Below are 8,567 nucleotides of genomic sequence, written 5' to 3'. Positions count from 1 at the left end.
GCCGATGGCTCTGAATCCTTGAAAGTCTATATCGCTGATGCACCGGACGGCGTGACCTTTAGCGCCGGGGAAAAACTGACCGCTCCGGTCACGCTGGATGACGGTACGGTCTTGCCTGCCGGCACGTGGGTGATGGATAAGGACGACCTTGATGGTTTACAGGTTCGCTCCCCCAACAATGTCAGTGATGACTTTGACCTGCGCGTCTATAGCGAAACGACAGAAAGCATGAATAGTGACAAGGCCTTGAGTGGCCCTGAGACCATTCATGTGGATGTGGGGATTGTTGATCCGACGGTTGGCGGGTCTGCCAGCGGTGGGGAAGATCAGTGGATCAAGCTGGATCTGACGGCTGAAGTGAACGCAGCTGACGGAACCGAAAGCCTTGCGGTTTATATCGAAGACTTGCCCGATGGCGTTGAGGTGCGTTACGTTGGCGGTGGATTAGTGCCCAAGGTTGATGGTCGCTATGATATTTCCGGCAATGTGGACAATATCGAAGTCCGTTGGAATCCTGCAACCCACAAACATAGTGAAGAAGATTTCAACTTCAACCTGCGGGCCGTGGTAACGGATGTGGATGCGGGCACGGCCAGTGATACGCCGCTGGGGGATCCGGTCGCGCCGGATACATCTGAAAAAGTCACGTCTGTGCATGTGGATGTTCTGGCGATTGCAGATAAAGCCAATATTTCAGGGACAGCAGTCGGGGTGGAAGATCACTGGATCGACTTTGACCTGAACATTTCCCTGCAGGATACCGATGGGTCGGAGAGCATCACCAGCATTGTCGTGTCTGGTGTGCCGGATGGCGTGATCCTGAACAATGGGACGCAGGTGCTGGATGGGGCAGGGCAACCAACAGGACAATGGCGCCTTGAACTCAGCGACTTGAATGATCTGAAGATCAAGCCAGTTGATGATAGCAACGATAACTTCACGCTCAAAGTATCGGTGACCACGCAGGAACAATCCGATGGCGATGATGTCGCCAAAAAAACCACAACCACCAACAAGAACGTTGACGTTCAGGTGTTTGGGGATGCGGATATGCCAACTGTCAATGTGGTTGAAGATCCGCAAACCATTACGGAAGATCAGTTCTTTAACCTGCGCACGGTTGTGAATGGCGAATTTGCGGTGGACGGTGATTTGACGGAGGGTGGGTCAGCGGATCAAGCGACCAGCCAAGATGGATCTGAAAGCCTGACCTTCCGCATTACCCCGCAGGAAAGTGGGACACGCCTTGCAATTTCCAGTGACGGCAATATTTCAGACTCTGAATTGGTGGACCTGCCGCCGGAAGGGTACTGGACGGTCAGTGCGCAGGATATTCTGGACGGCAAAGTCTATGTGGGGGGGGCTGAAAACTGGTCCAGTGCAAATGGCAGCGCGAATGCGATCCACTTTGATATCCAGGCTGTATCAACGGAGGATGATGCCAACGTCGATGATAGCGCGTTGGATGGTACCGGCCAAAGCCGCGAAGGTGTAGCAATCAGTGATAGCGAAACCTTAACCCTTGTTATCACGCCGGAGACGGATGGCAGCAAAATCAGCGGCAACGCCAGCGGTTTGGAAGATCAAAGCGGTGGTATTCGCTATCAGCCGAAAATTACGCTGGTTGATACCGACGGGTCGGAAGAATTGACGGGCAATGTGGTCATTACCACAAGTGACGCGGATATGCTCGCCGGGCAATTGAAGCTGAATGGCGTTGTCCTGACTCCGACGGACAATGGGGATGGAACCTATAGCTGGGAATTCCCGTCTTCAAGCCTGACACCGACAGGCACTACAGGGGAATATCGTTTAACTGATCTGTATTTCTTCCCTGAAGAACATAACGCTAATAATATTAACCTGAAAATCACCGTGACCACGCAAGAGATTGCGACCGGAGAAACGCGCGATACCACAAGCAATGGTAAAATTTCCGTACGTGCAGTTGCTGATGCGCCGAACGTTCAGGTCAATGAAGCTGACGTAAACGGCGTGATTACCGGCACGGAAGATACCTATATCGACCTTGGGCTGGATGCGCAGCTTGTCGATACGGATGGGTCGGAGAGCTTGACCAAATTCCGCCTTTATGATGTGGAAGATGGCTGGGAAGTCGGCTATTTGGATGATAGCGGTAACTTTACCAAAGCCAGTGACAAAGGGTCCTATTGGGATCTGGATGGCACCAAGTTGGATCAGGTTGTGGTGCGCCCGCCGGCGGATCATCACACAGATACGGGTGTGACCATGAAGTTCAGCGTCACGTCGCAAGAAAGCGGCAGTGGCTGGCAGGTTAAAACCAAAGAAGCAACCTCGACGCAGGAATTTACGGTCAAGGTGGTTGCCGATGCCGATACGCCAAGCGTTATCACGAAAAACGCACTGGGGCTGGAAGACACCAATATCGAGTTGGAAGTTCGACCCGCCTTGGGCACCGATACGGATGGATCAGAAACACTAAGTGTTCTGTTGGAAAACGTACCGAACGGGGCGCAGTTCTTTAACGCAGCGGGTGATCCGGTTGGTCAACGTGTCTCCTTGGATGCCAATGGCAACGTGGTGGCGGATGCCAACGGTGATTACTGGCACTTTGAAAATGGCAGCTGGACTGACCTTTATGTCCGCCCACCAGAAGATTCCAACGAAGATTTTGATATCAAGGTCCGTGCGCGTTCTACAGAGGGCAGCAACGGGGACTTTGAAGAAGCCACTTCAACCTTGCATGTGGATGTGATCGGTGTTGCCGACACGCCGAATGTGGGGACAGGACCGATCGTGATTAGCGGCGATGAAGATATGGAGATTGATCCAAATCTGGAGTCCTATGCCTCCAAAGATACGGATGGATCGGAAAGCCTGTCTGTCGTGATCTCCGACGTGCCCGCGGGGCTGTCGATTTACATGGCGCCAGGTAGTGAAGATTACATGTCCTACATCGGCAACGGTAAATGGTCTGTTCAGTCGGAATATCTGGATCAGGTCCGGATGAAGACATCCAAGGACTTTGCGGGCACAAAAGAAGTGACCGTCAAGTTTATTTCTACGGAAAATGACGGTGATGTCAGCGCCACGACCCGTAAAGTTCAGTTGCAGATCGAAGCAGAAGCGGATCAGCCGATAGCTTCCATTGGCGCGAGCGTGATCGAAGATACGGCGGCGATTGAGCTGAATATCACAGCAAAACCAAGCGACCTGACGACAGAAAGTCCGGAGAAGATCACCCAGATTGTCATCAATGTGGATGAGAGCGGCCTTCCTGCCGGGACGGAATTGAAGCTGATTTATAACGGTCAAACCTATGACATTACGGTCGGTAGCGATGATCTTGTGATTGATGTGGACAGCTCAACCGCTGGCTATAATGCGACAACGGGTAAGCTTTCGGGTGTGATCCTTGAAGGGGTGCCTGCCCATTGGTCGAAGGATATTCCGATCTCCATGAAGGTTGTGTCGGAAGATATCGACGGGTCAACCGCAACGCGCGATGTCGCGTCCAAGGTACGTATTGAAGCTGATGCCGATCCGCTGGCGACCTTTAGTGCCCATGATACGGTGACGGGGACGCCCGGGTCCACAACCTCATTGGGCTTGAATGTGGCCTATACCGATACGGACGGGAGCGAACAAGCGTATCTTGTTGTCGAAAACGTGCCAAATGGTGCCACGTTGAATATGGGCTTTAGCATTGGCAACGGCATGTGGGTTGTTCCGGGTGATGCGGATCTGAGCACATTGTCCTTTAGTTCGGATTATCATGGGACGGCAAGTTTGAAAGTCCGTGCGATTGTGGTGGATACGGACCCCGATGGCGGATCTGATACCCATTATATGGACCCGATCACGGTTGATGTGACCTATCCTGCCAGCGGTGGCGGCAGTGGGGGCGAGCCCGGCTGGGGGGATGGTACGGGTGATCCGTCCGGCGGTACACCGCAGGCGCCTTCTGTTTCTTCCAACATCACAACGCCGGAAGATCAGGGCTTTAACCTGACCGACCTGACCATGACGGTGAACGAGCCGGGGGCAACGCCTTCTGCAATCGTGATTACAAACCTGCCAAGCGGCGCGTCGATCAGTGGGGCCTATTACAACTCTGTTGATGGGAGCTGGGTCGTCCCTTACGACGAACGCGGTAATATTACAATTAACCCGCCGAAGGATTTTTCAGGTGAGTTGAAAGCCGATGTGGTCGTGGTCAGCGTGGAAGATGGTGTCGCAACATCGTCGGATAGCGCAAATATCGTGATTGCGGATGTCTCGCCCGTGACTGATGGCGGCAGCTTTAGCGGCGGGGCGGCTGCGGGCAGCAACCTGTTGGAAGATGGCGGTCTGATCGATCTGGATTTAACACTGTCACAACTTGATAGTGATTTCTCCGAAGGGATGACCAGCAACGAGATCACGATTTCCGATCTTCCAAACGACGCAAGCCTGTATCTGAACGGGGTTGAACTGACCCCGGATGCAGACGGTAAATATACGCTGAGCGTTGATAGTATTGATGGCAAAGGATCCATTGATATCGATGGGCTGAGCCTGAAAGCACCGGCTAATTTTGATGGTAATATCAACCTGAAAATCGAAACAGAGTTTCAGGATCAGACGGGGGCGCCGAAAACGGTCACGGGGTCCATTTCCGTTGATATTGAAGCGGTCGCCGATCAGGCGCAGTTGGATGCGCAAGACGCAAGCGGTTATGAAGACTCAGCGATTTTGTTGGACCTGAATGCCTTTAACCCGGATATGGTTGGGGAATATGCGTCCGAGAAAATGGCTGTCTTGTTAACCGACGTTCCACCAGGTTCGTTCGTGTATGGGGCGACCAACAATGATGATGGCACATGGACGATTAAAAAGAGCAACATCGACTTTGATACGGGCGAAGTTAAAAACGTCTATATCCTTCCCCCACGTGACTTTAGTGGGACCATGGACCTGAACCTCAAAGCCTATAGCATTGAAAATGGGACGACGTCTGTTGCAGAAAGTACGACCAGCTTCCAGGTGAATGTAATCGGGGTTGCTGACACGCCGGATATCGATCCTTCGGCTGCCAGTGGGGCGGAAGATAGCGAAATTGCGCTGGTTCTGAATGAGCAGATCGGCGATACCAGTGAGACTATGTATGTCACGGTCTCTGACGTGCCGGAGGGGGCAAGCTTTACGGACGGTAACGGCAATCCTGTCGGTATCCGTGTTGAAGTTGATGCTGATGGGCGTCCTATTCTGGATGCGAACAACGAGCCGGTGCCGGCGGCAAGCGGGTCGTCTTCCAGTGCGTGGTATTTCACCGCCGCACAAGTGGGGGCGGGGATCTCGTTTGTGGCCGCAGCGCATGCGTCCGGTGCCTATACCATGAATGCGGTTGCAACTTCGGTTGACGGCGACAGTGTGGCTCACAGCTTGAAGGAAGACTTTATCGTTACGGTCACAGGGGTGGCGGATGCGCCAAATCTTGCGATCGGGGATTTAACGGATGCGCTAGATGGCTTCCATGCTGTTGGTGCGGAAGATCAAGCTGGTGGCATTGCGCTGGATATTACGTCCAGCCTTGTGGATACGGACGGTTCAGAAACCCTTCAGGTTATCCTGACCGGGGCACCGGAGGGCACGACTTTTGTGTCAAACGGGGTCACGATCTCAGTAAATGCCATGAACCAATGGGTGATTGATGCGGATCAGCTCGCTGACTTGTATGTGATTCCGCCGGAAAACTATAACGGTTCTTTCCAGCTGAATGTGGAAGCCCGGAGTGAAGAAAACGGCACAACGGCTTCAACAAACGGTGTGCTGGATGTCAACGTCGAAGCGGTGAATGATGCACCGGAGCTGACGCTTGCCAATCAGGATCAAGGGCTGTCCGGTCTGGTGGCGGAACCCATCACGATTATACCGGATGCGGCGGAAGCAGGCCTGCAACTGGGCATCAATGATACGGATGGAACGGAACTATCCGGCATGACGATCCAGATCAGCAATGGTGTGGAGCTGGGCGATAGCCTTGGCTTATATGGGATCGATATTTCACTGGGGGCGAATGGCAGCTTGATGCTGGATGGTCTGGATATTTCCGTATCCTATGACCAATCCACCTCGACCCTGACCTTCCAAGGGAATGCAGATCATGATACCTATGCCTCCTTGGCAGAAAAAGTCGTCTTTACCAACTCCACCGGACAGTTTGAAAGTGGCGAGCGTACCTTTACGATCACGGCTTATGATGAAGGCGGGGCAAGTGGGACACTAGACACGACGACCACCATTTCCGATGCGGGGGCTCAACTCAGCTCGGATGCGATGGCGGGCGTCCAGTGGGGCGTAAACGGCGTGACCATGACCGGTGGCACGCAGGATGAACAGTTCATCATCAACTTTGGCGACGTTGACAGCATCAATGGCGGCGGCGGTGAGGATATCCTGTATCTGCGCGGCAGTGCGGGCGAAGATGGAGATTGGTTGTTTAATATCGAAGAGGACGGCACGATGACCGTGACGTCTGCAAGCGATAGCGACCTGTCCGGCATTGTGTCGTTGGATCATGGTGCTGTGAACGAACTCAATACAGATGCCCACAACATCATCTTTGATGGCGATGCGAGTGGTAAGATCGAGTTTGAGAATGGAGAAATCCTTGAGTTCTCTGATCTGGATAAAATTTCGTTCTAATCAAACTGTCACGAAAAAAGCCTGCTCCGATCAAAGGGGTAGGCTTTTTTTGTGAGTTTTACGGTTACAAGAGGTCAGGAATTGAACTTTTTAAACAGCTTTGTTTCATCGAACAGGCGTTCCAGTTCTGCCATGCGGACCTTGGTTTCTTCCCATGTTTTGGTCTGAACTGCGGCAATCAGGGCTTCCAGTACAAATAAAGTGACAACCGAAGAATCCCACGCGGATGGGACTTCAATGCGCAGGTTAAACACATATTGTGCGTTTTTAGCCGCAGGGGAGCCCCATTGATCGGTGAAAAGGACCACCTTAACTCCGCGTTCACGGGCAAGACGGGTCAAATTCAGGATGTTATGTTCGTATCGGCGCACGTCGAAGGCGACCAGAATGTCACCCTTTTTCATATTCAGCACATAATGTGGCCACGTGTTGGAGTTGGAGGCCACGCTGGTGACATTGGTGCGTGCAACCTGCATATGTGTAAAGAAGTAATCAGAAAGCGCGCGGGTGATGCGTCCACCGACAACATGGAGCGTGCGATTCTGGTCTGTCAGGATGTCTACAACTTCGTCGAACATGGAGGGATCAATCTGCATCAGCGACTGTTTTAGGTTATCCATGACGGCGTCCGCGAACTTGTTCAGGACGTGCTCGTTGGAGGCGGATTCACTCCAGCGGTTGAATTTTGCAATCGGGCTGGAGATCTTTTCTTCCAATTCCCCCCGCACGGCTGTTTGAAAATCCGGGAAGCCCTTAAAGCCGATTTTCTTGACCATCCGAAGGACCGTAGGCGTTGAAACCTGCGCCATTTCGGCAGTGGCAGTGATGCTCCCCAGACAGGAAAGCGGATAGTTTTCCAACAGGACATTTGCCAGACGACGTTCTGTCTGTGTCAGTTCCTCAAAGTTTTCGCGGATCAATTCCACAACGCTTTTGGATGATGGTTTCGTCATTTGTATCCTAACAATTTTGACGCTGAGTATAGCAGAGAAAACGCCGTTTTAGTTTTGTAAATATAATGACAGAAAAACTATTGCCTGAAAATATATTTTCTGTCACAGTTTTGTAAATCTTGAAAAGTGACAGAAAAAGGTACATGGGGCTGGATAGAAATATGCCATCTGAAAAGTTGCAAGCTGTTGAAGTTATAAATGAAAGTGGCAAGGCACCGCTTGTGCTTGTATGTGAGCATGCATGCAATTTTGTGCCTGCGCATTTTCATAATCTGGGGCTGGATGCGGATGTGTTGGATTACCATATCGCATGGGATCCGGGTGCATTGGCGGTCGCGAAGGAAATGTCGCGCCTGCTGGATGCACCGTTAGTCGCCGCAAAAGTGTCCCGTCTGGTTTATGATTGCAACCGCCCGCCAGAAGCTGCGGATGCCATGCCAACACGAAGCGAAGTGCATGACATCCCCGGCAATATGGAGATGAGCGATGAAGATCGCGCGTGGCGCGTTGAGCATGTTTACAATTCTTTCCATCAGGTCTTGGGCGAAACCATCAAGGCGCGTATGTCCGAGGACGTTCAGCCTGTTGTGGTGACCGTTCATTCCTATGTACCGGTCTATCAGGGCGTAAAACGTGACGTTGAAATGGGCATCCTGCATGATGCGGATAGCCGTTTGGCGGATCACATCCTGAAGGAGAGCGCCGACCTTGATTACGATATCCGGCGTAATGAACCCTATAGTCCGAGTGACGGGGTGACGCATACGCTGAGACGACATGCCATCGAAAATAATCTGGCCAATGTGATGATTGAAATCAGAAATGATCTGATCAGTGATCCTGAAGGTGTGTCTAAGGCCGCAAAATGTCTTTCAACAATAATAGAGCCGAAACTGGCCGATTTGAGTTTAACAGACAAAGTGAGGCGAGAACGTTGAACTCGTT

3 protein-coding genes are annotated in these 8,567 nt (G+C 52.0%); 2 read left to right on the top strand and 1 reads right to left on the bottom strand.

What is annotated here, in order from left to right:
- Positions 1-18 precede the first annotated feature (18 nt).
- Complete coding sequence (locus tag Q397_RS25215) at positions 19-6,669, top strand: hypothetical protein (protein ID WP_205618836.1); 6,651 nt, start codon at positions 19-21, stop codon at positions 6,667-6,669.
- A gap of 74 nt (positions 6,670-6,743) precedes the next feature.
- On the opposite strand, the gene Q397_RS0114860 is transcribed toward Q397_RS25215, so the two are convergent.
- A complete protein-coding gene (locus Q397_RS0114860; RefSeq protein ID WP_028880096.1) occupies positions 6,744-7,622 on the bottom strand; it encodes a MurR/RpiR family transcriptional regulator in 879 nt (292 codons plus the stop codon).
- Between the two features lie 161 nt (positions 7,623-7,783).
- On the opposite strand from Q397_RS0114860, the gene Q397_RS0114855 reads away from it, so the two are divergent.
- Positions 7,784-8,560, top strand: coding sequence for an N-formylglutamate amidohydrolase (locus Q397_RS0114855; protein WP_028880095.1), 777 nt, complete (start codon positions 7,784-7,786; stop codon positions 8,558-8,560).
- The last annotated feature ends 7 nt before the right edge of the window (positions 8,561-8,567 follow it).

It is taken from the genome of Terasakiella pusilla DSM 6293 (assembly GCF_000688235.1).
Taxonomy (GTDB): Bacteria; Pseudomonadota; Alphaproteobacteria; order Rhodospirillales; family Terasakiellaceae; genus Terasakiella; species Terasakiella pusilla.
Note: the sequence above shows the minus strand (reverse complement) of the source record. Positions and strands in the feature narration are given on the sequence as shown.

What these genes read in the sequence shown, in the direction of transcription:
- Q397_RS0114855 (WP_028880095.1), top strand. Translation starts at nt 7,784, where the DNA reads ATGCCATCTGAAAAGTTGCAAGCTGTTGAAGTTATAAATGAAAGTGGC.
- Q397_RS0114860 (WP_028880096.1), bottom strand. Translation starts at nt 7,622, where the DNA reads ATGACGAAACCATCATCCAAAAGCGTTGTGGAATTGATCCGCGAAAAC.